Here is a 24101-nt window from a genome sequence, read left to right on the forward strand (position 1 = left end):
CGCCGCCGCCCGATTTTTCTGTACATTTCCAGGAAAACCGGTTTCCACTTTTCCTGGAAATGCGTTTCGGCGCAACTCTTCGACTATGCCTGAACCCTATCAAACGACCGTCACGCCGTCAAGGACTATTTTCCTATATCGGAATTTTTTCTTATTTCCGCTGCGTATCCTGCCCGACCGTCAGCGGCCATTCGACGACGTAGTCCTCAAAATCGTCGACATCGACCTCATCCTCGCTGACGGTGCGGCCGCGGGCGGAGATGCCGGCGATATGAACGGTTTCGGGATCGCCCGAAACCAGCGGATGCCACCAGTAGAGATCCTCGCCGTCGCGCACCAGCCGGTAGCCGCAGGTCGGCGGCAGCCAGGGGATCTCGTGGACGGCTTCAGGGGTCAACTGGATGCAATCCGGCACGATGTCCTGCCGGTTCGGATAGCTGGAGCATCGACAGCTTTCCCCGTCCAGCAGCCGGCAGGCAACGCTGGTGAACACCACCTCGCCGGTGTCCCAGTCCTCCAGCTTGTTGAGACAACACAGGCCGCAGCCGTCGCACAGGCTTTCCCATTCCGCTTGGCTCATTTCGCCCAGCGGCTTGGTTTTCCAGAAGGGTTGTTCGTCGTCGGCCATGGCTCTTTCAATTTTCCGCGAGCGCGGCGATTCCGCGCCGCTGTTGCACCGCAACTCTTGTTCTTTTTGCGCAATTCCCCAATGATGCCACGATATCGGTTTGTTAACCCTGCGGGCGTATCGGTTCAGGTCCATGCTCTGACGGCAGGATGTGGCCACGTCAAGGCATAAAGCAGTCAGCGGGAACTGGAGCGTATCGCAGGTGCAGGAACCTCTTCCCCCCGAAAACCGTCCTCCCCGCAAGCGGCACATCCTGCTGCGCATCGATTCCTGGATCGATTCCACCGTCTGGAACGCCGGGTTCAAGGCGGGCGAAATCTGGGAAGAGATCACCATTTTCTTCCGCCGTTTCCGGGTGCGAGGCTGGAAGCGCGGCGTGTTCGAGGTGCTCGGCGAGGCCGCGACGCTCGGCACCGCCGGCTCCGTCGTTCTCCTGGCGCTCGCCCAGCCGGCCTTCGAGGAAACCAAGGACGACTGGCGCAATCGCGGCGACTTCGCCGTCACCTTCCTCGATCGCTACGGCAATGTCATCGGCCATCGCGGCATCATCCATGAGGATTCCGTCCCCATCGACGACCTGCCGGATTATTTCGTCAAGGCGGTGCTGGCGACCGAGGACCGCCGCTTCTTCGATCATTTCGGCATCGATTTCATCGGTCTCATCCGCGCCATGACGGAGAATGCGCGCGCCGGCGGCGTCGTCCAGGGCGGCTCGACGCTGACGCAGCAGCTCGCCAAGAACCTGTTCCTCTCCAACGAGCGCTCCATCGAGCGCAAGATCAAGGAAGCCTTCCTCGCCTTGTGGCTGGAGGCGAACCTCTCCAAGAAGGAGATCCTGCGCACCTATCTCGACCGCGCCTACATGGGCGGCGGCACGTTTGGCGCGGCGGCGGCAGCGCAATTCTACTTCGGCAAGTCGATCCGCGAGGTCGATCTGGCGGAAGCGGCGATCCTTGCCGGCCTGTTCAAGGCGCCGGCCAAATATGCCCCGCATGTCAACCTGCCGGCGGCGCGCGCCCGCGCCAACGAGGTGCTCAGCAACCTCGTCCAGAGCGGCATGATGACCGAGGGCCAGGTGATCGCGGCGCGACGCAACCCGGCGACGGTCATCGACCGCAACGAGGTCGAGGCGCCGGATTTCTTTCTCGACTGGGCGTTCGACGAGGTGCAGCGCCTTTCCACCCGCTTCCCCGAGCATTCGCTGATCGTGCGCACCACCATCGACATGGGGCTGCAGAAGGCAGCCGAGCAATCGGTGGAGACCAGCCTGCGCGAATATGGCGAGGGCTACCGCGTCAAGCAGGGCGCGCTTGTCATGATCGAGAATGGCGGGGCGGTGCGCGCCATGGTCGGCGGACGCGATTACGGCGAGAGCCAGTTCAACCGCGCCACCAAGGCGCTGCGCCAGCCGGGCTCGTCCTTCAAGGTCTATACCTATGCGGCGGCCATGGAAAAGGGCATGACGCCGCAGACGACCATCGTCGATGCGCCGATCACCTGGCGCGGCTGGTCGCCGCAGAATTACGGCCGCTCCTATGCGGGCAGGATCACCCTTCTCACCGCCATCGCCAAGTCGATCAACACCGTGCCGGTGCGGCTTGCCAAGGACGAACTCGGCATCGACACCATCGTCAACATGGCCAAGGCCATGGGCGTCGAGACGCCGATCCGCAACGACAAGACCATTCCGCTCGGCACGTCCGAAATGACGGTCATGGACCAGGCGACGGGCTATTCCGTCTTCCCCGCCGGCGGCGTGCAATCGCGCCGTCACGGCATCACGCAGGTCATCGGCTATGATGGACGCGTGCTCTACGATTTCGACCGCGACGAGCCGGCCCCGAAGCGGATCCTGTCCGAAAAAGCCAATGCCTCGATGAACTACATGCTGTCGCAGATCCCGGTCATGGGCACGGCGCGCAAGGCAGCCCTCGACAACGGCATCGTCACCGCCGGCAAGACCGGCACGACGCAGGCCTATCGCGACGCCTGGTTCGTCGGCTTCACCGGCAATTACACCTGCGCCGTCTGGTTCGGAAACGACGACTATACCTCGACCAACAACATGACCGGCGGCTCGCTGCCGGCCATGACCTTCAAGCGGCTGATGGATTACGCCCATCAGGGCATCCAGCTTAGGCCGATTCCCGGCATCGAGAACCCGCTGCCGCCGAAGGATGCCAAGCCGCAGGCGGTCGCCAAAACCGAGGAAGGGGCGCTGCCGCCGCTCATCCGCCCGCGCTCGCTGTCGGTCGATGCCACGCGCCTGCTGCGCGCGCTCGGCGACAAGCTGCGCGAGGCAAAGCCGCTCGGCACCCAGAAGGTGGCGAGCGCCGAATGATCCTTTCCCTTTTCCGATAAGCGCAAAGAGGCTGCCGCATCGTGTTCCGGGTCCCCCTCTATGTCGCTCTGGCGCTCATCATCGCCTTCGGCGGCGGCATCGCCACGACGCTTTATGCGCTGAACGCCTCCTCCGGCTTCGGCGCCATCAAGCTCGGGGCCTGGGAGGCCTTTCCGCGGGCCCAGACGGCCGATGCCGACCCTTACGCGAAATCCCACCGCGCCCGCGCCGGAAAGCTGCTGCTCGGCACCGCCGAGGGCCTGAAATTCACCGCCACACAGGACGATGGCGGCCAGCCGCTGCGCTCTTCCTGCCGCTATCGCATCACCGGCCAGACGCCGCCGGCGCGGCTGTGGACGCTGTACGTCGCAGACCGCGGCGGCAATGCGCCGATCGCCCGAGACGGCCTGCCGGCCGGGCTGAATTCCTGGGTGATCGGCCGTCAGCCGGACAGTTCCTTCGTGATTTCGGTCGCCACCGACGCCCAGAGCGGCAACTGGCTGCCGCTGCCGGGGGACGACCGGGCGGTGACGCTGGCGCTGACCCTGTTCGACACGCCGACGGCCGGCAGCTCCGGGCTCATCGATCTCTCCATGCCGCAATTGCAGCGCATCGGGTGCGGCCATGCTTAAGATCGTCTTCACCGTGATCACCGGTCTCGTCGGCGCGGCGCTGCTGCATCTGATCATCATTCTGGCGCTGCCGCATTTCACCGGGCTCGATGCATATACCGGCGTGCTCGCCAAGGGCGATCTCAACCGCTTTTATGGGGTCGGCAAGCGGCCCGACGGCAGCGGGCTTTCGGATGGCGACCCCTTTCTGCAATCGGCGGTCTGCGCCTTCGATATAGAGGACCAGCCGGTGCGGCTGGTGGCCGGCGGCGATGTGCCGTTCTGGTCGCTGGCGATATATGACAGTTCGTCGAACGAGGTGTTCAGCATGAACGACAGGACGTCGGTGGATGGCGGCGTCGATGTTCTCGTCGCCTCGCCGGTGGCGCTGACGACGCTGCGCAAGGCGCTGCCGGAGAGCCTGTCGCAATCGATCCTCGTGGAAATGCCGCGCGCCGAGGGCTATGTGGTCCTGCGCACGCTGTCGCCGCGCAAGAGCCTCGAGGATGCCGCGCAGGCATTCCTGGCGGGCGCGACCTGCGATGCCTTCGCGATAGGTGCTACGCCGGGGGCGTCGAGCGATCAGTAAGCGCTGGCCGGCTGCGCCGCTTCCTTGGCCGGCGCTGGCTGGGCGGAAAACTCGATGCGCTCGTAACGCACGCCGGTGAACAATAGAATCTCGGCGTCCTGGAAGGGTTTTGCGGTTCGGCGCGGCGTTTGCGCGAGCCTGTCGCGGATATGGACTACGTCTGCCATGCTCGTCTCCATCCAAAGCTATCCCGGAAAAACGCGAACGGTTTTCCCGATGGAATTTCGCAAGCCAAATGAGACGGATGAATGCGATGGAATCTCATCCTGCCCTATGCGGGCCGGCGCACCCTGCGGGCCTCCTTCGCCCCAGGCATCTGCGCCTTTCTCGTCCATCCGTCGACGGCACGCATGCGCGGTCGCTGATGGGATTAACGTCCGGGAAGCGATATCGTTCGAAAGCCGCCCGTGTCGCATTGAGCGCCCGGACCCCTTAACAAAAGTTTAAATCTCCGCCTCGCGCCCCTGAAGCATAGGGGTTTTGGACAGGTGTGGCTTCGTGGTCACGCTTCGTCCTGGCCTGAAAACGACACCGCAGCGCGCGGCGCCTGGCTGTGCCCCTTGAAAGGTAATCCATAGTTAACAAGCGTTTAAGGATTTTGTTCTAATTTGACCCGTGACGTTTTGCGTATGTGAGTGATTTCCGTGACCGATCGGTTTCGAGACCTTGAAAGCCCGCAGGCCATGCGAAAGAAGGATGTGGTTCTGATGGCGACCGTGACCAGTTTCGAGAATCTGCGCTACCCGACCAGATCGGAGCTGCGGCAGTTCGCCGAACTCTTCGCGCCCCTGTTCAAGGCCTCCAGCGAGGAAGCCAGGCGCCAGGCCGTCGCCGCCCTCTCCCAATGCCCCAACATTCCCGAAGCTGTGGCGCTGTTCATCGGCTCGCAGCCGATCGGCGTCGCCGCCCCCTTCCTCACCTGCTCTCAGGCGATCAGCGACCAGACGCTGATCACCATCGCCCGCAGCCAGGGCGGCGCGCATGCCAAGGCGATCGCCCGCCGCGACAATCTCTCGCCGATGGTCGTCGATGCGCTGGTCGGCATACGCCAGGAGATGCCGGGTCGCGGCGGCGCCGGGCTGCTCGCAGTGCCTGTTGCCCCGCCGCCTGCCGCCGCGCCCCAGCCCCAGGCCGTCGCGCCGACGGTCCCTGTCCTTTCGGAAGAAGAGGTCCAGCGCCAGAAAATCCATGAACGCGAGGAGCAGTTGCGGCAGGAATTGCGCAACCTCGTGCGCCATCTCGATCCGCCCGCCAATGACCGGCTGGGCCTGCGCAGCCTCGATGCCACCCAGGAAGCGCTGCTGGTGCGTTTCGCCCGCACCCGCGATGCCGATCATTTCGCGACGGCGCTTGCCGATGCGCTCTCGGCCAGCCGTTTCCTGTCGGAACGCATCATGCTGGACATTTCCGGGCAGCAGCTGGCGACGACGCTGATCAGCCTCGGCCTCGCCGATGAGGACGGCGCCTTCATCCTCTCCCGCCTCTATCCGCATCTCGGCGAACAGGCCGGGCGGCGCACCAGGGCGCAGATCCTGCTTTCCACCCTCGACCCCGCCGAATGCGACGCCCGCGTCGAAGCCTGGCGCCGCGCCGACAGCTACACCTTCCGCCAGGAAGAAGCCGGCCGACACCCCAGACCCGCCGACCAGATCCCCCCCGTCAGCAACATCAAATCCATCGGCCGACGCTGAGCTGCCGAGCGCCTGCGGCGCCCGTCACCCGACCACGCTCACCAGATCGCCGATCTCGTCGATTTCCAGTTCCACCAGCCAGAGGTCGGGATCGAAGCGGCGTTCGCGCGCGATGAAATCGTCGATGGCCGCTGGCTCGACCCTGTCGAAGCGGCATTCGAAGAGGCGGGTTTCGGCCTCGTCCTCGCCGAACACCGTCTGCGGCGCGGGAGCATAGAGGCTTTCGAGGCCATCGCGAAACCGCTGGCGCAGATAGATGGCGCCGGCGGACTCGGCGCCTTTGTACTCGATGGCGGCATAGCCGCCACGGTTGAAGACCTGGCGGGTCAGGGCGGAGACGAAGATTTCGGAACGCAGGCGCATGGGGACGTGATAAAGCATTTCCGGGAAAAGTGGAGGCCGGTTTTCGTCCCCGACATGCGACACGCTTTCCGCCCCGCTCACACCATGCGGGCCATCGGCTTACAAGGCCCCGATTTCCTTCATCTTTTTAAGTACGGTTTCGCTGGGTTCGCCGGTCTCGGCCAGGCGGTAATGCTTCTGGAAATGCCGGATCGCCTTGCGGGTGACGTCGCCGGCGACACCGTCGACCTTGATATCGGCATAGGCGAGATTGGTAAGGCCGCGCTGGATCTTCATCACCAGGTCAGGCTTGGGCGCGGCGGGGCTGACCGGAAGCTGCTTGTCCGCCTTGAGGATCGCGGCCGCGACCGGATCGATCTGCGTGCCGGCATCGCTGGCGACGTCATTCGGCCTTTCGCCCGGCACGGTCCCGGCGCTGCTCTTCACCGTCAGCAGCGCGGCAAGCAGGTCGGCGCTCGCCTGTCCCGTCTGCTGCAGGCCGGCGCTTTTTTCGAAGGCGAGGATGGCGGCTGTGGTGCGCGGGCCGCCATAACCGTCGGCGGGGCCGTCGTAAAAGCCGTGGCCGATCAGCGCCCCCTGGACGTCGCGCATCAGGGCTGAGGGTTTGCGCGCCGGCGCCGCGGGGACGGCGGCGGTCGCGGCCGGGTCCGGCGTTTCCGTCGTGCCGTCGGCGCGTTCGATGCGGAAAGTGGTCACATCGGCCGGGCGCGCCTCTGCCGCATTCGATGGCGCGCCGGCGAACGCCGTCTGGTCATGCGCATCGCGGGTGCGAAAAATCGGGGCGGGATGATTGCCGTGCTGATACCACAGCGCATTGGCGGAAATGAAGGACATGGCGACCGCGAAGGCCGCGCCGCCGAGCATCAGCGTCGGATAGCGCCCGACCATGCGCGCCGTCGCGCCCATGCCCTGCCCGGCGAGGCCCAACGCGGCGCCCGAAACGGCGACCGCCGGATGAATACGCCGGGGTTTCTTCGAAGACGGTGTCCTGAACGGGTCAGGCGATTTTCGCGGTCGCTTGGCCATGGTCTCTTTCTCCATGCCGCGAGTCGGCGAAAGGTGCGGCGTTTTTGAGGCGCGGCGGAAATTCCACAGGGCGTTGCGCCTCGATATCAAGGATGTCCGCCTCGGCGGTCACCGCGCCCGATCCGTCCATCGGCACCGTCACGGTGATGATCGTGCCCTCGCCCGGACGGCTCGCGATCGAGAACCGCCCGCCATGCAGGGCCACCAGGCCCTTGACCAGCGACAGGCCGAGGCCGGTGCCTTCATAGCGGCGGGTATATTCGTTTTGTACCTGCATGAACGGCCGGCCGATCTGCGCAAGCTGGCTTTCGGCGATGCCGATGCCGGTATCGCTGACCGCCAGCGTCAATTCGCCATCCCTGGCCGCGGCATCGATGGTGACGACACCGCCGTCCTCGGTGAACTTGACGGCATTGCCGACGAGGTTGATGAGGATCTGCTGGATGGCGCGCTGATCGGCGGTGATTTCGCCAAGGCCGCGCTGGACGCGGCTTGTGAGCGTCACGCCCTTTTCGCGGGCTTGCAGCGCCAGCATTTCCTCGCAGGCGCGCACCGAATCGGCGATGGCGAAGGGCTCCATCATCAGTTCGTAGCGCCCGGCCTCGATCTTGCTCATGTCGAGCATGGTGTTGACCACCGAGAGCAGATGGGCGCCGGACTGGCGGATGAGGCGGACATATTCGCGCTGGCGGTCGTTTTCCAGCCGGCCGAAATATTCGCCGATCAGGATATCGGAAAAGCCGAGAATGGCGTTCAACGGCGTGCGCAGCTCATGGCTGACGGCGGCGAGGAAACGCGACTTGGCGTCGTTGGCGCTTTCTGCCTCCGCCGCCTTGCGCGCCGCGTCGCTCTTCAGCGCCTGCTCGTCGGATACGTCGCGCATCTGGCCGAAGATGGCGCTGAGCGCCCCATCCCCGTCCTGGGCAAGCGCGGTCATGTCGAGGCGGATGTGGACGAACTGCTCGGCGACCGCCGGGCCAAGCGGCGCGGCCCGCTCGATGCGCAGGTCGACGCTGACATCGCGCGCGCCCTGGCGCAGGCTGTCGACGGCGCGCATGAAATCCAGCCGGTCGGAAACATGCAGCTGATCATAGAAACCGCGGCCCTGCGGATCGCGCATCCAGCCGAGGAAGGTGTCGCGATCGCGGCCGCTGAAGCCGGTGACGCTGCCCTGCGGATCGAGGAAGAGCACGGCGCCGGCGCAGACGCTGGCGATATCGAGCGCCTGATCGGTCTCCGTCGCCGTTGCGGCCGGCTCGTCCGGGCTGCCGCGCAGCCAGGCGATACCGCCGACGGCGCCGATGAGGAAGGCCGAGGAGACGAGCGCGACACCGACGGGAATGGCAACGGCGGGGCTGACGAAAGCCGAGAGCAGCGCCGGCATGGCGATCAGCCCGGTTGCCGCGCCAAGGGCGATACGGCTGAGATACGCGATCTCGCCCGATGTCGCGGCGCGGCTTCCGGTGCGCAGCAACCAGCCTTCCGCCGCCCGCTCCGCCACTGCCGTCATCCTCTGCGCTATGTTACCCGATACCTGCACGCCAAGACCTGAAATGGGGTTCTTTCCTGCGCCGACATTAGGCTTGCGCGCTTAAGGAAAGGATAAAACCACCCCCCGGAAAGGCATGGGAGGACCTCCCAAAGCCCATTTTCGCGCAGATCGCCGGGCGTGGTTAACATACGGTAAGCACTGGCTTTTTTCGAATTTTCGCCACAGTGTTAACCTTTGTGGCCGAGGCCCTGCCCGCAAAGCCCGGCATTGCCGGGAGCCCTCTGCCCAGATGCTTAACGCCGCTCGCTCAAATTCGCCGCAAATACCGTTCAAATGCGGAAAGACGGCATTCGACTTAAATTTGCGGATAATCCGAACGGCTTCTTCAAAACCATATTCGCCGGACAGGCCTTAGGGTAACCGCAGATCGAAAGGGCTCTCCGATCCGAATCGCTTCGCCAAGCGAAAAGGAGCGGCCGCCCACCTTAGACCCGGCATCAAGACCGGGCAGGAAACAGGGAAAAGACGATGTGGTTTCTGATCAAGGGATCGTTCTGGTTCGGGCTCGTGCTGGTGCTGCTGCCGATTTTCGACAGGGATGCCACCGGCAAGCTGGAAGCCGGGCCGAAGGTGGAGATTTCCGATGCGCTCTCGGCGGCCAGCGGCGCCTATGATTACGTGAGCGCGCTCTGCACCGAAAAGCCTGAGGTCTGCGAAAAGGGCGGCGAGACCTTTACCGCGCTTGGCCACCGGGCCCGCGAAGGCGCGCGCATCGCCTATGAATTCCTGGACACCAAATTCGGCGACGAGAGCACCAAGGTGGCCAGCGCCGAGGATGGCGCCCGCCTGCCGCTGATCGACGACGACGTGACCACCGGCACGATCGCGCCGCTGCCGCAGCACAAGCCGGCCCGCCCGTAACCGTCGCCTGCCCTGACAATTTCCCTGCGCCCGCGGCCCTGTCCCTGCCGCCGGGCGCTTCTTTTTTGCACCAAACAAGACTTCCATGCTGCCTGCCGCAAGTCCGGACGCAAAACCGGTTCGCACTTTTGCTGGAATTGCTCTATATGCGGCACAAACCGCAGGACACTATCATGAGCCAACTCGAAGAGATCATCGACGACTTCGCCTTCCTGGACGATTGGGAAGACCGCTACCGCTATGTCATCGAGCTGGGCAAGGCGCTGCCGGATCTCCCCGAGGACAAGCGCACATCGGAAAACAAGGTGCAGGGCTGTGCCAGCCAGGTCTGGCTCGTCACCCATGCGGGCGACGGCGCCGATCCGGTTTTGACTTTCGAGGGCGATTCCGATGCGCATATCGTGCGCGGCCTGGTCGCCATCGTGCTCGCCACCTATTCCGGCAAGCATGCCTCGGAGATCGCCAATCTCGACGCCATCGACGTCTTCGGCAAGATCGGGCTGGTGGAACACCTCTCCTCGCAGCGCGCCAACGGCCTGCGCTCCATGGTCAAGCGCATCCGCGACGAGGCCCGCGTCCGGCTGGCGGCCTAGGCTGTTCTACAAAGACGGCCGATAATCCTCAGCGCCCCAATGCAGTGTCGACGCACGCCGATCCGGCGCAGGCGGGTGGTAGTGGCGCGAGAGCGACAGGAGGGCGGCGCGCAGCAGGAGCTTTGCCGAGCGCGCCGGCCATTGCCGTTCGCGCTCGACGGTTTCCAGCCCCTTCATGAAGCAGCAGACATCCAGCGCCACGCCGGCCAGTTCCGGGCCGATGGCGTCGACCGCCTGGGAGACGCGGCGGCGGGCGGCAAGGGCGCTGTCGGTGAGATCGGCGATGCCGCCGCGCGCGCCGTCGCCGCGGCTCGCGAGGCGCGGCTCCCAGGAAGCGGTGACGCGCGGCTGCAACTGCCCGCGGGTGAAATCCGCATGCAGGCGCTCGCCGGCCGCCACCGCCTCTTCGGGTAGAAACTGGCCGCCCTGCCGGTCCTTCATCCGGGCGAGCGCGCCGAGCGGCGATTCCGCCCGGTTGATGCGCACGATCGCCGCCGCGCCCTCCACCTCGACTTTCGCCATCTCGTCGTCGCGGTGCTGGGCGCCATAGGCCTCCTCGCCCGCCCCGCACAGGCGGCGGCGCAGGAAGCCGCGCGCATCCGCTGTTGCCCTCAGACGATCGGCCTCACGGGCCAGCAGTCCATCGGCAAGTGCGCGGCGAACGGCGGCGGCGGGGACGGTGCGCTCGGCGCCGTCTTCGCGGCGCAGCCGCAGGCCCGCACCGGACCCCTCCTTCAGCGTCAAAACCCGGCTGCCGGCAAACCGCAGCAACCCTTCCAGCGCATGGCCCATATCGATTTCCTGCTTATTCATCCCGTGCCGCTCCGGCCGCGCCGAAAACCGAAACCGCGAGACGCTCGACCGCCGCGACGAACTCATCGAAGGCGGGATCGTCGCGGCGATCCTCGACGACGGCGCAGGCATGGCCGACCGTGGTGCGGTCACGCCCGAAGGCGAGACCGATCTCGCTCTGCGACAGGCCGAGCGCCACATGGCAGACATACATGGCGATCTGGCGCACATGCGCGGTCGCCCGGCGGCGGTCGCGGCGGGCCTGCACCCGATCGGAGGCCAGCTGGATCATTTCCACCGCGATTTGCCGCACAACCTGGCAAACGGTGCGCACCGGCACACGCACCGGCCCGGCAAGCGGAGACGCCTGTTCGGCGGATGACAATCGGGGCGGTTCAATGCTATGGTCGAGGTCTCGTGTCATGGCGCTCTCCAGATTAGGAATTTATTCATACACCCATTGGCACGCATGGGGAAGAGAGCGAGTGATTCCGGCAACCCATTGTTGATGAAACTGGATAATTTCGGCGGATCATGCGCAGGCGGGCAGCCCATCGACAGTCTGTCACCGATCCGTCAACGTCATCACCAGGCTTGCCCCAGGATGCGCATCAGGCTTCCAAGTGGTTGACAATTATAAATATATCGATGCTTCTGGATGATCCGACGCAAGGCTTGGCATGACGATCGAGAGGCTCTTTGGCTCCTCCCGGTGCGTAAGAAGTCTACGCTTCTACTCGTCGTGCCCATTGCATGTTTATCGGGCTTTATGTGTCGACGATGTTCTCGCCAATCGGGAGGCCCAAGGAACGACCCTTGAGAGCTTAACAAATTAGGTAAATTTTCCTAATCACAATCAACAAAAAACCGGGCATCGCGCCCGGCCTTCCGGCTTTGCAAAAAACCGCGACCGGAAACCCGGCCGGATCGAGACCCGACCGTCCTCCTGTCGCAGCGCGGCTTATTTGCCGCGCTTGCGGCGCTGACCGAGGCCCATTTCCTTGGCAAGGCGCGAACGTGCCTCCGCATAAGCCGGGGCGACCATCGGATAATCGGCCGGCAATTCCCATTTTTCGCGATACTCTTCCGGAGACAGCGAATGATGGGTCATGAGGTGACGCTTCAACGACTTGAACGAACCGCCGCATTCCAGGCAGGTGATCTGATCGTCCTGCACCGACTTGCGCACCGAAACCGCCGGCTTCTGTTTCTCGACGACGGCGACCGGCGCGGAAGGGGCGCTGGTGTTGCTCAGGGCGGAATGCACATCGGAAATGAGATTCGAAAGCTCGCCGACCGGGACGACGTGATTACTCACATAAGCCGCGACGATATCGGCGGTCAGCTCAACCAACAGTTCGGGACCGTTGCCCAAGCTCGAGTCTGTCATGTTTCGTACTCCTGTTCAAAACTCTTGCCCTGTATCCGCCGGCGCGGTCTGGCCGAATCGATCGGACACGCATCATTTCAGAGTCGCGCATTGCCGCCCCTGCTGCAGGCAGTCCGAAGACCGATCGAAGCCTACCCCTAAGCTTCGGCCTGCGCGCATGGGCGGATCATGCGTTTTCGACATCGACCGCTTTCCGACCTCTCCTCGCGCAGCAATTGACGGCTCAATTCCCACGCTCGCACCGGTTTTCCCGGCGCTTTCCCGAATCGAAGCGGTTCAGCTTTATTCGATATCGTAACTCTATAATTCTTCGCTTACCACTATTCCCGCAAAAGTCCAATTAATTATTCTAGAATTTACTTCCTGTTGCGGGTCAACGTTGCAACCTTCAAACGATAGGTCTTCAGGAAAAGCCTTTGTTTCGACTTGATACAACCGTTCATCCAAGGGTAGAAATTCCGCGGATGCCTTTTTCAACCACAACGCTTGCCGGATTTGCTTTTCATTAGGGTTCGAAGCCGGTTCGCCGGGCGGCGCGGGCGATCAGATGGGCAGCCACCGGCGCGCCGAGCACGAGGAAGCCCAGCCCGACCAGCACGCGGGCTACAACCGCGCCGTCCTGGGCGTGCAGTCCGGCGGCGAGCAGCAGCAGGCCGGAGCCGGCCGTCCCCACCTTGGAGGCGGCGTGCATGCGGGTGTAGAGGTCCGGCAGGCGCACAAGACCGAGCGCCGCCGTGAAGGTGAAGAAGGCGCCGGCAACGAGCAGCGCCGCAACGAGGAGATCGAGCGCTGAAGTCATCGGCGTCTTCCCTTGCGGCGTTGCGGCTGCGCCGGACGCTCATCCTCGGCGCCGCGCATCAGCAGGAAGCGGGCGAAGGCCACGGTGGCGAGGAAACCGACGAGGCCGAGCACGACGGCGATATCGACGAACAGCGAAAAGCCGCTGCGGATGGCGACGAGCGCGATCAGGCCCATGGCGGCAGCGGTGAGCGTATCCAGCGCCACCACCCGGTCGGCCAGCGTCGGCCCGCGCAGGAAACGCCAGACGATCATCAGCAGCGACAGCCCGACGAGAATGAAGGACAGGGACAGCGCGGCCTGCAGGATTTTTTCCGTCATGGGAAAGCCTCGCGGATGCGACGTTCGAACCCCTCGGCGACGCCGCGGCGCAAGGCTTCGGGATCGGCGCAATCCAGCGCATGGACGTGGAGGGTGCGGCCGTCGTCGGAGATGTCGACGGTCAGCGTGCCGGGCGTCAGGGTGATTAGGTTGGCGAGCAGCGCAACACGGAACTCGCCCTCCAGCGCGGTCGGCACGCTCACCATGCGCGGATCGAGGCGCTGGCGCGGGCGCAGGACCGTTGCCGTCACCGCCAGCACCGAAAGCGCGAACTCCTTCAGGAACAGGAGAAACAGCAAGACGAGGCCGAGCGGGCGCACCCGCAGGCGTGGATGATCGAGATGGTGGCGCAGCAGGAAGAGCACGAGCAGCGCCAGCAGCGCGCCAAGGGCAAGATCGGGCGGCGCGAGGCTGCCGCTCAGCGCCGTCCAGGCGGTGAGGACCAGAAGGAAGGCGGCGGCGCGACTCATGGCGAAGCCTCGCCCGGAAAGACTGAGCCGACATAGGCATCGGCCGCCGAAAGGCTGGCGGCAGCCTCCTGCGCCAAGGACAACACGCCCTCCGGCAGCAGGCCGAAGCCGGCAATCAGGGCGACCAGAAGGGTGAGCGCGGCGGTGCCGCTTGCCGCCGGGCCTATCTCCGCCGTTGCCGCCGGGCGCCAGAAGGCGAGCAGGAAGATGCGGGCAAGCGCAATCGTCGTCAGGAAGCCGGAAAGCAGGATGGCGCCCGCCAGCCACCAGGCGCCGATATCCAGCGCCGCCTTAGTGAGAATCGCCTTCGGCCAGAATCCGGAAAGCGGCGGCAGGCCTGACACGGCAAAGAACAGGGCCAGGCAGAGGAAGGCGAAGAGGGGATCGCGGGCATAGAGGCCGCCGGCTTGGCCCAGCGAAAAGCTGCCCAAACGCCTACCGATGCCGGCGACGGCGATATAGAGCGCGGTCATCGCCAGCATCGAATGCAGCGCATAGAGGATGGCGCCGCTGACGCCGCCGGGGCTGCCGAGCGCCAATCCCGAAAGCATGTTTCCGACGCCGGCGATCACACCGAAACCGGCGACGCGGCGCAGGTCATCCTCGGCCAGCATGCCGAGCGCGCCCACCAGCATCGAGGCCGCGCCGGCGGTGACGATCAGCAGGCTGAGTTCCTCGCGCTGCAAAGGCATCAGCATAACGAACAGGCGCAGCAGCACATAGATCGCGACCTTGGTCATCAGGCCGGCGAACAGGGCCGAGACCGTCAGGCGCGGCGTGTGATAGGCGGCGGGCAGCCACATCTGCAACGGGAAGGCCGCCGCCTTGAGGCCGAGCGCAAAGAGGAAGAGCACGGAAAGCGTCATGCCCGGCTGCGCGCCCTCGCCGGCGCGGATTTCCCGGGCGAGATCGGCCATGTTCAGCGTGCCGAAACGCGCATAGAGCAAACCAACCGTCGCAAGGAACAGGGCTGTGCCGACGAGGTTCATCAGCGCATAGGTCCAGGCGCCGTCGATCTGCTCGGGCTCTTCGCCGACCGCCATCAGGCCGAAGGCGGCGATCAGCGTCACCTCGAACCAGACATAGAGGTTGAAGATGTCGCCGGTGGTCAGCGCGCCGCAGACGCCGGCCATCAGCAGCAGCAGGAAGGCATAAAAGCCCTGCCCGCGCGCGGCGGCATCGATATCGCCTGACGCGAACAGGCAGGCGGCCAGCGCCGCCACCGAGGCGGCGAGCGTAAACAGCGCGCTGGTGAGATCGACGGTGAAGGCGATTCCGAAGGGCGGGAGCCAGCGGCCCATGACCATGGTGACCGGGCCCTCGGCGATCACCGCGACCAGCAGCGCCGCGTTCAGCCCCACCAGCAGCAACAGGCCCGCCGTTGCGATCACCGGCTGCAATATCGAGTGACGCCGGAGGATGACAAGGATGGCGGCGAGCGAAAAGCACAGGGGCACCGGCAGGATCGTCAGCCAGCTCGCACTCGTGGGCGCGGCAAGGTTCAGCGCGGCGGAGAGGTTCGGGATCGGCGCGGCCATTCAATAGCCTCCCGGCGGCGCGGGCCGGTCGCGCGGTTCGGCGCGGTCGAGGCCATCGACTTCCTCGGCGCCGAGATCGCGAAACGCGCGCCAGGCGAGCACCAGCAGGAAGGCGAAGAAGGAGAAGGAGATGACGATGGCCGTGAGGATCAGCGCCTGCGGCAGCGGATTGGCGGCCCCAGCCTTCAGCGCGGTCTCTGCCTCCCCGATGATCGGCGGCGCATCGCGCGTCACCCGGCCGGAGAGGAACAGCAGGAGATTGACGGCATTGCCGAACAGCGCGAAGCCGATGAGCGCCCGCAACAGATGCGGCGCCAGCAGCAGATAGATGCCGGCCGAAAAGAACAGGCCGGAGAGCACGGCAAGCCACGGCTCGATCATGGCTCTTCCTCCTCCACCGCCAGCGCGATCGCTGTCACCGCGCCGACGACCACCAGATAGACGCCGGCATCGAACAGCATGACGGTGGAGAGCGGCACGGTGATGCCGAACAGATGCAGCTCGATCCACAGCCCGGTCATGAAGGGCATACCGGCCAGCGCCGAGAACAAGCCGGCGACACAGGCGGCCGAGAGCCCGAACGCCGCGACCGACAGCGGCGAGACTTTCACCGCCCGCCGCACGGCCATAGGGCCAAAGGCGGCGGCCTGCAGGGCGAAGGCGGCGGCTGCGACGAGACCGCCGATGAACCCGCCGCCCGGCGCATTGTGGCCGCGCAGCAGGATGAACAGCGAGGCGATCAGCATCAGCGCCGTCAGCGGCACGGCGAAGGCGCGGAAAATCGGCGTGTTCATGCCTTGCCTCTCCGCGTTGCCCGACGGCGCAGCAGGGCCAGCACGGCAAGGCCGGCGGCGGTGACCACGGCGATTTCGCCGAGCGTATCCGTGCCGCGGAAATCGACGATGATGACGTTGACGACGTTCCGGCCATGGGCAATCACCCGCGACCATTGGCCGAAGAACAGGGAGAGCGCCGGATCGAAGGGCGTTTCGAGGGTTTTCAGCGTCAGCAGCACCAGGCCGAAACCGCCGGCCAGCGCCAGCGCCCCATCGACCAGCCGCCGCCGGGGCGCGCGCCGGTCGACGACCGAGAGCCGCAGCCGCGTCATGACCAGCGTCAGGATCACCACCGACAGCGTCTCGACCATGAACTGGGTGAAGGCGAGATCGGGGGCGGAATAGAAGACGAAGATGACCGCCACGGCAAAACCCTGGATGCCGAGCGCGACGATGGCCGTCAGCCGCTGGCGAGCGGTAATGACCGCGCCCAGGCCGATGACGGCGACGGCAAAGATCATGGCTTCCGAGGGCAGCAGCGGCGCGAAGCGTGGCCAGGCGGGCCATTCGCCATAAAGCGCCGGGGTGACGAACAGCGCGGCGGCAAGCGTGGCGAACATCACCGTCATGTAGATGTGCAGCCGCCCCGGCTGGGTGAGCCGCGTCACCCGCCGGGCCAGAGCCAGCAGGCCGGCGATGAATTCGTCGAAGGCTGCATCCGGCCCCGGCGACAGGGTCGCGACCAGCCGGGCGACGGCCGGGCGCAGGCAGTCGGCGAGCAGCCAGACGCCGATGCCCACAAAGATGGTGAAAACCGACAGGAGCAGCGGCAGGCCGAAATGCGGCATCGGGCCGATCTCGACCGGCGCCGGCGCGGCGCGCACGGCGCTGGCCATCGGTGTGGAAAACAGCGCATGAAACCGGGGCGAAAGCAGCGCGGCGACGAGGCCGGCCAGCGCCAGCACGGCCGGGGCGAGCCACAGCAATATCGGCGCCTCATGCGGGGCGCGGGGCGTCGGTTTGCGGGCCCCGAGAAAGGGTTTCAGCGCGATGACGAAGGCCACGGCGAACATCAGCGCATTGCCGAAGACGACGGTGGCGGTCAGCAGGATGGCGCGGAGATTGCCGCCGGCGAGCGCCGCATAGATCTCCTCCTTGGCGAGGAAACCGAAGAAGGGCGGCAGGCCTCCCATGGAAAGTGCGGCCGCCAGCGTGATCGCGAAGGTCAGCGGCATGGCCGAGACGAGACCGCCGAGCGCGGTGATGTCGCGGCTGCCGGTTTCGTGATCAAGGATGCCGGCGAGCATGAAGAAGGCGCCCTTGAACAGCGCGTGGGCCATGAGATAGAGCACCGCCGCCTCGACGGCATCATCCCCGCCGGCCCCGAGCAGCAGCACGAGAAGGCCGAGCGAGGCGAGCGTGGTATAGGCGAGCATCCGCTTCAGGTCGCTTTCGCCCACCGCCATGACGGCGCCCACGATCAGCGTCAGCCCGCCGAAGACCGGCAGGATGATCTCCCAGGCCGCCGTGCCGCCCAGTGCCGGATAGAGCCGCATCAGCAGGTAGATGCCGGCCTTCACCATGGTCGCGGAATGCAGGTAGGCCGAGACCGGCGTCGGCGCCTCCATGGCGTTCGGCAGCCAGGCATGGAAGGGAAACTGCGCCGATTTGGTGAAGGCGGCCATCAGCACCAGGAGCAGCACCGCGAGATAATAGGGGCTGGCCTTCAACGCCTCGCCATAGGGCAGCGCCAGCGACATCTGGGTGACGTCGGTGACGTTCCAGAGCAGCAGCAGGCCGGCCAGCAGGAACAGCCCGCCGCCGCCGGTGATCACCAACGCCTGCAGGGCGGCGCGGCGCGCGGCGCGGCGTTCATGGTCGAAGCCGATCAGCAGGAAGGAGGTGATCGAGGTCATCTCCCAGAAGATGAACAGCATCAGAAAGCTGTCGGAGACCACCAGCCCCAGCATCGCCCCCATGAACAGGAAGAGGAAGGCGAGAAAGCGCCCCTGCAAAACATGGCCCTTCAGGTAGCCGCCGGCATACAGCACGATCAGCGCGCCGATGCCGGTGACCAGCAGCGCAAACGTCAGCGACAACCCGTCGAGATACCAGGAGAAGGAGAGATTGTAGCTCGGCACCCAGGCATAACCGCCGGTCACCGGCGCCCCGCCGGCGATCTCCGGCACCAGCGAACAGAAATGCAGGAAAGACAGCGCCGGCAACACCGCCAGCCCCCAGGCCGCACGCGCGCCGAAACGGCCGGCCAGCACAGGCGCGACAACGGCGCCGAGGAAGGGCAGGACGAGCGCCGCAAAGGTCGCCTCGGTGGCGCCTGATGTCATTCCCTCTCCTTCTCGAGGCGTTTCGGGCGGATCAGCGTCCCTTGATTAGGATAATCGGCCGGCCCTCTCAACCGATTTCGGCCGACGGAGGGGGAAGCGTCCGCGCATTGTCTTGGCCGGGGATCATGCCTATCTATGCGACATCCCGAAATGTGAAGGAGGCCGACATGAGCGAGACGACGATTCCCAAGGTGGAGAAGAGCGACGCCGAATGGCGTGAGCAGTTGACGCCGATCCAGTACAAGATCATGCGCGAGCACGGCACCGAGCGCGCCTTCACCGGGCCTTACTGGGACAGTTTCGAGACGGGGCTCTATCGCTGCGCCGCCTGCGATGCGCCGCTGTTCCTCTCGGATACCAAGTTCGACGCCGGCTGCGGCTGGCCGAGCTTTTTCCGCGAGGTGACGCCGGGTGCGGTGCGCGAATTGCGCGACACCTCGCATGGCATGGTGCGCACCGAAATCCGCTGCGCCTCCTGCGATTCGCATCTCGGCCACGTCTTCCCCGACGGGCCGCCGCCGACCGGCCTGCGCTACTGCATGAACGGCCATGCGATGGTGTTCGAGCCAAAGTGAGTGGTGATAAATTGCCACCGCCGACGCGTATTGGTTGAGGAAATCGCCGCTCCATCCCCTTCTCCCTTCGGGGAGAAGGGGAAAGGGCGCCACGAGCGAAGCCAACCGCTTTGCGATACGCCGCACAATGATCCATCCAAAAAAAAATAAAAATGCCCTTTCCGGCAAAACGCCCTGAACTGGCCGCTCCCTTATGCCGGCGAATCGGCGATGATGGGGTCTGCGCATCCCACGCTGCCCCGGCTTTGAGAGGAACACCGTCATGGCATGGAACGCCCGCAAGGCCGCCTCGCCGCTGCTGATCATCACCGCACTGGCCGCGTTGTCGCCGGCCTTCGCGGCCGGCACCGGCGAGAGTTGCGACAGCCTCGCCGCCGGCCGCTTCGATCCGCAAAAGCCGGCCGCTGTCCCCGGCACCGAGATCGCCGATGCCGCCGCTGCGATCACCGCCTGCGAGGCGGCGGTGAAGGACATGCCGGCGGAGCCACGCTATCGTTTCGAACTCGGCCGCGCCTATCTGGCCGGCAAACGCTTCAAGGAGGCGCGCGAGGCTTTCACAAAGGCGTCCGACGCCGGCTATGCCGCCGCCACCGGCAATCTCGGCAAGCTCTATGAAAACGGCGAAGGCGTGCAGGCCGACCTGAAGAAAGCCTTCGACTTCTATTCGCGCGCAGCGGCGGCCGGCGTGCCGATCGCAGCCCACAATCTCGGCACGCTCTACCGCGACGGCCGGGGCACGACAAAGGATTTCGCCCGCGCGGCCGCCTATTTCAAGATCGCGGCCGATGCCAAATATCCGCCTGCTATCACCGCGCTCGGCCTTGCCTATCGCGACGGCAACGGGGTCGAGGCAGACGTCCACACCGCCATGGCGATCCTGAAGACCGCCGCCGATCTCGGCGAGGTCGAGGCCATGGATGCGCTCGGCGGGTTGTTCGACAATACCGAGGGCATCGAGCCGGATGCGAAACAGGCGATCGCCTGGTATCGCAAGGCGGCCGATGCCGGCGACGCAGCCGCCATGAGCCATCTCGGCTTCGCGCTTGCCGGCCTCGACGACGGCACCGACCGCAAGCAGGAGATCCTCGAATGGCATCGCAAGGCCGCCGAGGGCGGCCAGGCGGCCTCGATGGTCGAGCTCGGCTATGCCTATGAGCAGGGCGACGGGCTGGTGAAGAACATCGACCAGGCGGTGAAGTGGTACAAGAAGGCCGCCGATCTCGGCGATCCCGACGGCGAGAACAATATCGGCGTGATGTATTACCAGGGCACCGGCATCGAGCAGGATTTCGCCAAGGCGCGGCAATATTACGAGAAGGCAATGGCGCAGGGACAGACGCTCGCCTTCCTCAATGCCGCCTATCTCTACGGCGAGGGCGACGGCGTCGCCGTCAACGGCGTCAAGGCGGCGGAATTGTTCATGAGCGCGCTGACGGGCGGCGAACAGGGCGCGCTCGACGAGTTGAACGAGCCCAGCATCGAATGGCCGAAAGATTTCTACACCAGCCTGCAAAAGCGGCTGAAGCGCGCCGGTTTCTATTCCGGCGCCATCACCGGGCGCTTCGGCCCGGAAAGCATGGAAGCCGCCAGGGCCGCCTTCAACAGCGACAATGGCGAGGACGGCGCTTCCGCCGAATAATCAGCCGTCCTCGAGCTCCCGGGCGCAGGCCTCGCAGAACGGCGTATAGGGCACCGCCTCCAGCCGCGCGGCGGTTATCGTCGCGCCGCAGCGGGTGCAGCGGCCGAAGCTGCCGGCCGCGATGCGGTCCAGCGCCGCACCGATGGCGCGCAGTTCCTGCTCCCCCTGCAGGCCGAGGCTGTCGAGCACCTCGTCATTGTTGCGCTCCAGCGCCCGGTCGTCGTCGTCTGGATTGCGCGGCTGCTCGAAATCGTGCTCGATGCGATCCAGCCGGCCTTCGAGTTCGTGGCGGCGGGCGCGCAAGCGGTCTTCGAAATGTCTGACGTCCATGGCGTCCTCCCTCAACGGTCGACGAGAACCGAGCACAATGAATGGCGCACGACGCGGTCGGCCGTCGCGCCAATGAAATAATTGGTGTAATCAGGCGTATGCGAGGCGATGACGATGAGATCCGTGCCGAGCTCCTTGGCGGCTTCGAGAATCTCGCGCGCCGGCGGGCCCTGGCGAAGCTGGATGCGCGCGGGTATGCCGGTCTTCAACAGCAGCCCCTGCAGCTTTTCACGCGCATCGGAAATCGCCCCCTCGATGAGGTCGGCGGGGAAATCGAGCATCAGGTAGGTCGGCGCCTGCTCGACGACGTTGAGCAGGATGATTTCGCCGCCGGAATCGAGCAGCGAGGCCGCCTTGCGGAAAATGCGCTCTCCCTTCTCCAATGCGCCGGCTTCGATCGGAACGAGGATCTTCTTGTACATGGCCTGCCCTTTCTGCTCGCTTCTGATGAAGACAGCATAGCGGCGCGGCCGCGACGCGCACCTTGATTCCGATCAAGTTTCGGTGAAATCTCGTCGTCAACATCGCATTGACGATGCATCGCTGAAACATGATCTTCCATGAACAATGGCGATGGGCCATATCTTCGGCAGCGCATCCTTTCCGTTCATGCCATCGCGGAGGCAGAACCGCTCCGCGGTTGGCCGGAACCGGCTTGAGGTGCGAAGGAGGCCCTTTCCCGATGACCCAACTCGACAGACGCGGATTTCTGAGCCTTGCGGCGGTGGGCGCGGTTGCGGCCGGCGCTTCGCCGGCCCTCAGCAGAACGGAGACCGAGACCATGCCCAAGCCTTCCTATGCCCTGACCCGGCCGGCCTATGTCGGCCATTCCCATCTCGTCGTCGTCGACCTGCCGACCGTCTCGGCCTATTACCGGACCATGCTTGGCATGTCGGTGCTGGACAAGAGCATGAGCGGCGAGGTTCTCGGCGCCGCCGGCGTGCCGCTGCTGACGCTGACGACGCGCGGTGACGTGCGCGCCGCGCCGCGCAATGCCGCCGGCCTGTTCCACACCGCCTTCCTGATGCCGGACCGCACGGAACTGGCCCGCTGGCTGCGCCATGCCGCCCACAACAACGTCACGCTCGACGGCGCCTCCGACCATCTGGTCAGCGAAGCGATCTATCTTTCCGATCCCGAGGGCAACGGCATCGAGATCTATGCCGACCGACCGCATGAGGCCTGGAATTTCCGCCCCGACGGCACCGTCGAGATGGATACCCGCCGCCTCGACCTGCAGGCGCTCTACGACAGCGCGCCGACCGACGCCTGGGAAGGCATGGCGCCGGGTTCCGCCATCGGCCATATCCATCTTCAGGTCGGCGATATCCCGCAGGCCAATACCTTCTACCGCGATGTGCTCGGCCTGAAGATGATGGCCAACTATCCCGGCGCCAGCTTCTTCGCGACCGGCGACTATCACCACCACGTCGCCGCCAACATCTGGAACAGCCGTGGCGCACAGGCGCGCAGCGACGGTATGAGCGGCCTGTCCGACTACACGCTGCACTTCAACGACGCCGCGGCGCTGAAGGCGGCGCTCGCCAATCTCGACGCCCACGCCATCAAGGCGACCGCCGAAAACGGCGTCTGGTCGTTGAAGGATCCGTGGGGCATCGGCCTCAGGCTGACCGCCTGATTCCTCCCTATATCCGCCGTCATGAAAGCCCGCCGGAACCGGCGGGCCTTTCGCGCATTCATAGGCAGGATATCCATCGGGGGAACATCACAATGGCATACGAACCGGAGCGCACGGGGCAGGTGCAGCCGCTGGCCGATCTGGCGCGAAACGGCGCGCGGGAGGAGCCCGGCCTGGTTCGCGTGCGCGTCGAGCGGGACAATCTCGATCTCGCCAAGATCTGGTCGATCATCGGCCTGTTCACCATCGCGGTGCTGACTGTCGTCTATACCATGTCGGCGGTGCTGATGCCGATCACGCTGGCAGTGGTCGTGGGGCTCATCCTCGGCCTTCTCGCCGACAAGCTGCACAAGCTCGGGCTGCCGCCGATCCTCAGCGCCATCCTGCTCTCGACGCTGTTCGGCCTCGGCGTTTTCCTGATCGTCAATGCGCTGGCAGAGCCGGTCGCCAATCTGGCGCAGAACGCGCCTGATATGGTCGAAGGCGCGGTCAAGCGCATCATGCCCTATCTGCAGCGCATCGAATGGCTGCGCATCACCCCGGCCTCGTTCACCAGCGGCCCGGTGTCGATGGAAGGGCTGCTCACCAATACCGGCAGCATCCTGCAATTGCTGGCGGCCGGGCTGACGCCGGCGCTGGTGCAGGCGCTGATCTTCTTCGCGGCGTTGCTTCTGTTCCTCATGGGCCGGCTGCAATTGCGCAAGGCGTTGATCCTGACCTTCCGCAACCGCGACAAGCGGCTGACGGCGATCCGAATCCTCAACGCCATCGAGGAGGCGCTCGGCTTCTACTTCGCCACCGCCGCACTGGTCTATGCCTCTATCGGCGCGGTGGTGACGGTCATCGCCTATTTCGGCGGCCTTTCCATGCCGGTGCTCTGGGGCGTCTTCGCCTTCATTTCCAGCTTCGTGCCCTATCTCGGCTTTGCGCTGATGACGCTGTCGCTGGCGGCGGCCGGCATTCTCTCGCATGATACGCTCATCATCGGCGTGCTGCCGGCGCTCGCCTTCTTCAGCATCCACCTGGTGACGGAAAACCTGGTCATTCCCGGCGTCATGGGCAAGCGGCTGGAAATCAATCCCTTCATCATCTTCGTCGCCATCATCTTCTGGAGCTGGATGTGGGGCGCCGTCGGCGCCATGCTCGCCCTGCCGCTGTCGCTGATCGTCATGACCATCATCAACGAGACCCTGCCCGACGACCGGCCGATGCCGCAGCTTCCGGGCTGATCCA

General features: G+C 65.2%; 27 protein-coding genes. 10 read left to right on the top strand and 17 right to left on the bottom strand.

Translation table 11 applies throughout. From position 1 onward, the window contains the following. Positions 1-151: 151 nt before the first annotated feature. The gene (locus P7F60_RS00580; RefSeq protein ID WP_277915758.1) at positions 152-628 is read right to left on the bottom strand and encodes a YcgN family cysteine cluster protein; all 477 of its coding nucleotides are present in this window, start codon (positions 626-628) and stop codon (positions 152-154) included. A 202-nt stretch (positions 629-830) separates the two neighbouring features. Here P7F60_RS00580 and P7F60_RS00585 point away from each other — a divergent pair, with 202 nt between their 5' ends. Genes P7F60_RS00585 through P7F60_RS00595 form a run of 3 tightly spaced genes read left to right on the top strand, consistent with a single transcriptional unit; the run spans position 831 to position 4169 of the window. Then, the gene (locus P7F60_RS00585) at positions 831-2969 is read left to right on the top strand and encodes a transglycosylase domain-containing protein (protein ID WP_277915759.1); all 2139 of its coding nucleotides are present in this window, start codon (positions 831-833) and stop codon (positions 2967-2969) included. 41 nt (positions 2970-3010) lie between these two features. Beyond that, positions 3011-3601, top strand: coding sequence for a DUF1214 domain-containing protein (locus P7F60_RS00590; protein ID WP_277915760.1), 591 nt, complete (start codon positions 3011-3013; stop codon positions 3599-3601). Then, on the top strand, positions 3594-4169 hold the full coding sequence (locus P7F60_RS00595; protein ID WP_277915761.1) for a DUF1254 domain-containing protein: 576 nt from the start codon (positions 3594-3596) through the stop codon (positions 4167-4169). The genes P7F60_RS00590 and P7F60_RS00595 overlap by 8 nt, the downstream gene beginning before the upstream one ends. Here P7F60_RS00595 and P7F60_RS00600 read toward each other — a convergent pair. Further along, positions 4163-4336, bottom strand: coding sequence for a hypothetical protein (locus tag P7F60_RS00600; protein ID WP_277915762.1), 174 nt, complete (start codon positions 4334-4336; stop codon positions 4163-4165). The two genes, P7F60_RS00595 and P7F60_RS00600, sit on opposite strands and share 7 nt — an antisense overlap. Before the next feature lie 477 nt (positions 4337-4813). Here P7F60_RS00600 and P7F60_RS00605 point away from each other — a divergent pair, with 477 nt between their 5' ends. After that, positions 4814-5860, top strand: a complete 1047-nt coding sequence (locus P7F60_RS00605) for a DUF2336 domain-containing protein (protein WP_277915763.1) — start codon at positions 4814-4816, stop codon at positions 5858-5860. Positions 5861-5884: 24 nt separating this feature from the next. Here the strand turns inward: P7F60_RS00605 and P7F60_RS00610 are convergent, their stop codons facing one another. The 3 genes from P7F60_RS00610 to P7F60_RS00620 all read right to left on the bottom strand — a co-directional run bounded on the left by P7F60_RS00610 (position 5885) and on the right by P7F60_RS00620 (position 8759). Continuing rightward, positions 5885-6223, bottom strand: a complete 339-nt coding sequence (locus P7F60_RS00610) for a DUF1491 family protein (RefSeq protein ID WP_277915764.1) — start codon at positions 6221-6223, stop codon at positions 5885-5887. 99 nt (positions 6224-6322) lie between these two features. Beyond that, positions 6323-7249, bottom strand: a complete 927-nt coding sequence (locus P7F60_RS00615; RefSeq protein WP_277915765.1) for a peptidoglycan-binding domain-containing protein — start codon at positions 7247-7249, stop codon at positions 6323-6325. Beyond that, positions 7221-8759 (bottom strand): HAMP domain-containing sensor histidine kinase, encoded by a 1539-nt coding sequence (locus P7F60_RS00620; RefSeq protein ID WP_277915766.1) that lies wholly within the window; start codon positions 8757-8759, stop codon positions 7221-7223. Before P7F60_RS00620 ends, P7F60_RS00615 begins: the two co-directional genes overlap by 29 nt. Positions 8760-9269: 510 nt before the next feature. Between P7F60_RS00620 and P7F60_RS00625 the strand changes: the two genes are divergently transcribed. Next, positions 9270-9662 (top strand): DUF5330 domain-containing protein, encoded by a 393-nt coding sequence (locus P7F60_RS00625; protein ID WP_277915767.1) that lies wholly within the window; start codon positions 9270-9272, stop codon positions 9660-9662. A gap of 173 nt (positions 9663-9835) precedes the next feature. Then, entirely contained in the window at positions 9836-10255 is a 420-nt protein-coding gene (locus P7F60_RS00630; protein WP_277915768.1) for a SufE family protein, read from the top strand. Positions 10256-10261: 6 nt separating this feature from the next. Here P7F60_RS00630 and P7F60_RS00635 read toward each other — a convergent pair whose 3' ends face one another. The 10 genes from P7F60_RS00635 to P7F60_RS00680 all read right to left on the bottom strand — a co-directional run bounded on the left by P7F60_RS00635 (position 10262) and on the right by P7F60_RS00680 (position 18685). Beyond that, complete coding sequence (locus P7F60_RS00635) at positions 10262-11068, bottom strand: DUF6456 domain-containing protein (protein ID WP_277915769.1); 807 nt, start codon at positions 11066-11068, stop codon at positions 10262-10264. Beyond that, positions 11061-11471, bottom strand: coding sequence for a helix-turn-helix domain-containing protein (locus tag P7F60_RS00640; protein WP_347276850.1), 411 nt, complete (start codon positions 11469-11471; stop codon positions 11061-11063). The genes P7F60_RS00635 and P7F60_RS00640 overlap by 8 nt, the downstream gene beginning before the upstream one ends. Positions 11472-12008: 537 nt before the next feature. Next, complete coding sequence (locus tag P7F60_RS00645; protein ID WP_277915770.1) at positions 12009-12437, bottom strand: MucR family transcriptional regulator; 429 nt, start codon at positions 12435-12437, stop codon at positions 12009-12011. A gap of 505 nt (positions 12438-12942) precedes the next feature. After that, a complete protein-coding gene (mnhG, locus tag P7F60_RS00650) occupies positions 12943-13236 on the bottom strand; it encodes a monovalent cation/H(+) antiporter subunit G (protein WP_277915771.1) in 294 nt (97 codons plus the stop codon). Continuing rightward, positions 13233-13556 (bottom strand): cation:proton antiporter, encoded by a 324-nt coding sequence (locus P7F60_RS00655; protein ID WP_277915772.1) that lies wholly within the window; start codon positions 13554-13556, stop codon positions 13233-13235. Before P7F60_RS00655 ends, mnhG begins: the two co-directional genes overlap by 4 nt. Next, complete coding sequence (locus P7F60_RS00660; protein ID WP_277915773.1) at positions 13553-14026, bottom strand: Na+/H+ antiporter subunit E; 474 nt, start codon at positions 14024-14026, stop codon at positions 13553-13555. Before P7F60_RS00660 ends, P7F60_RS00655 begins: the two co-directional genes overlap by 4 nt. Next, the gene (locus tag P7F60_RS00665; protein WP_277915774.1) at positions 14023-15564 is read right to left on the bottom strand and encodes a Na+/H+ antiporter subunit D; all 1542 of its coding nucleotides are present in this window, start codon (positions 15562-15564) and stop codon (positions 14023-14025) included. Before P7F60_RS00665 ends, P7F60_RS00660 begins: the two co-directional genes overlap by 4 nt. Next, positions 15565-15942, bottom strand: coding sequence for a Na+/H+ antiporter subunit C (locus tag P7F60_RS00670; RefSeq protein WP_277916483.1), 378 nt, complete (start codon positions 15940-15942; stop codon positions 15565-15567). Next, positions 15942-16358 carry an MnhB domain-containing protein gene (locus P7F60_RS00675; protein ID WP_277915775.1) on the bottom strand — a complete coding sequence of 139 codons (417 nt, stop codon included), beginning with the start codon at positions 16356-16358 and terminating at the stop codon, positions 15942-15944. The genes P7F60_RS00670 and P7F60_RS00675 overlap by 1 nt, the downstream gene beginning before the upstream one ends. Next, on the bottom strand, positions 16355-18685 hold the full coding sequence (locus P7F60_RS00680) for a putative monovalent cation/H+ antiporter subunit A (RefSeq protein ID WP_277915776.1): 2331 nt from the start codon (positions 18683-18685) through the stop codon (positions 16355-16357). The genes P7F60_RS00675 and P7F60_RS00680 overlap by 4 nt, the downstream gene beginning before the upstream one ends. Before the next feature lie 167 nt (positions 18686-18852). On the opposite strand from P7F60_RS00680, the gene msrB reads away from it, so the two are divergent. Together msrB and P7F60_RS00690 are read left to right on the top strand one after the other, a co-directional pair. Beyond that, positions 18853-19260: a peptide-methionine (R)-S-oxide reductase MsrB gene (msrB, locus tag P7F60_RS00685; protein WP_277915777.1), complete on the top strand. Its 408-nt coding sequence runs from the start codon at positions 18853-18855 to the stop codon at positions 19258-19260. Between the two features lie 262 nt (positions 19261-19522). Next, positions 19523-20899, top strand: a complete 1377-nt coding sequence (locus P7F60_RS00690) for an SEL1-like repeat protein (RefSeq protein WP_277915778.1) — start codon at positions 19523-19525, stop codon at positions 20897-20899. Here the strand turns inward: P7F60_RS00690 and P7F60_RS00695 are convergent, their stop codons facing one another. Both P7F60_RS00695 and P7F60_RS00700 read right to left on the bottom strand, forming a co-directional pair. After that, positions 20900-21229: a TraR/DksA C4-type zinc finger protein gene (locus P7F60_RS00695; RefSeq protein WP_277915779.1), complete on the bottom strand. Its 330-nt coding sequence runs from the start codon at positions 21227-21229 to the stop codon at positions 20900-20902. Between the two features lie 11 nt (positions 21230-21240). Further along, positions 21241-21651 carry a universal stress protein gene (locus P7F60_RS00700; protein WP_277915780.1) on the bottom strand — a complete coding sequence of 137 codons (411 nt, stop codon included), beginning with the start codon at positions 21649-21651 and terminating at the stop codon, positions 21241-21243. Positions 21652-21911: 260 nt separating this feature from the next. Here P7F60_RS00700 and P7F60_RS00705 point away from each other — a divergent pair, with 260 nt between their 5' ends. Both P7F60_RS00705 and P7F60_RS00710 read left to right on the top strand, forming a co-directional pair. Further along, positions 21912-22868 carry a VOC family protein gene (locus P7F60_RS00705; protein ID WP_277915781.1) on the top strand — a complete coding sequence of 319 codons (957 nt, stop codon included), beginning with the start codon at positions 21912-21914 and terminating at the stop codon, positions 22866-22868. A 92-nt stretch (positions 22869-22960) separates the two neighbouring features. Beyond that, positions 22961-24097: an AI-2E family transporter gene (locus P7F60_RS00710; protein ID WP_277915782.1), complete on the top strand. Its 1137-nt coding sequence runs from the start codon at positions 22961-22963 to the stop codon at positions 24095-24097. Positions 24098-24101: the final 4 nt, after the last annotated feature.

Origin of the sequence: Rhizobium sp. YJ-22, assembly GCF_029601685.1 — a bacterium.
Lineage (GTDB): Bacteria > Pseudomonadota > Alphaproteobacteria > Rhizobiales > Rhizobiaceae > Metarhizobium.